This is a genomic window from Enhygromyxa salina, assembly GCF_002994635.1.
Taxonomy (GTDB): Bacteria; Myxococcota_A; Polyangia; order Nannocystales; family Nannocystaceae; genus Plesiocystis; species Plesiocystis salina_B.
This window is the reverse complement of the sequence record NZ_PVNL01000149.1, coordinates 1-984: the sequence shown is the minus strand read 5'-3', so window position 1 is coordinate 984 and position 984 is coordinate 1. Positions and strand designations below refer to the sequence as shown.

General features: G+C 66.6%; 1 pseudogene. It reads left to right on the top strand.

The annotated features are described in order from the left end of the window. Nucleotides 1–48 precede the first annotated feature (48 nt). Nucleotides 49–984, top strand: a pseudogene (locus ENSA7_RS44835) (insecticidal toxin protein); the annotation flags it as partial.

Below are 984 nucleotides of genomic sequence, written 5' to 3'. Positions count from 1 at the left end.
CCCCACGCGGTCGCCCGCGTGCGGCCGGGCGTGTACCAACGTGCGCTCTTGCGCGAGTACTTCGACAACCTGATCGCGTGGGCGGACAACCTGTTTCGCCGCGACACGATCGAGTCGATCACCGAGGCGACCGTGCTTTACATCGTCGTCGCGCAGCTGCTCGGCCCGCGGCCGCAGGCGGTCCCTGGGTCCGGCGGCGCCGCCAAGTCCTTCGCCCAGCTCGACGCGATCGGCTTGGATCCGTTCTCGAACGCGATGATCCAGCTCGAGAGCTGGATCCACCTCCCCGCCCAAACGCTGAAGAAGCAAGGCTGTGGTGTCCCCGGTCCGGACGAGCCTTGGGTGCGCGTGCCGGTCATCTCCAACTCCTGGTACTTTTGCTATCCGCCGAATCCCGAACTACTCAAATACTGGGATATTATCGCGGATCGGCTGTTCAAGATCCGCCACTGCCAAAACATCGAGGGCGTCGAGCGGCAGCTGCCGTTGTTCGAGCCGCCGATCAACCCGGCGCTGCTCGTGCAGGCCACGGCCGCGGGGCTGGATCTACGGTCCGTGCTGGGGCACCTCGACTCGGGCCTGCCGCCCTATCGCTTTCGCTCCGTCCACGCGCGTGCGTCCGCGTTCGCGGGCTCGCTGCGGGCGCTTGGAGCCAGCTTGTTGTCGGCGATCGAGAAACGCGACGCCGAGCAGCTCAGCCGGATCCGCTCGAGTCAGGAGCTCGAGATGCTCGCGCGGATCCGCGAGGTGCGGGTCAAGCAGCGCGACGAGGCCGCCAGCACGATCGTGTCGCTCGGGGCGGCGCAGGCGGCAGCCGTCCAACGCAACACCCACTATTTCCAGCTGCTCCAAATTAGCCTGACCGCGGAGGAGCAACAGCAATTCGACGCTGGAGCGAAGGCGCACGAGCAGCGATCTGCCGCACAGGGCCTACAGCTCGCCGCCTCGATCTCGAGCGCGCTGCCACAGATCAATGTGTTCCCG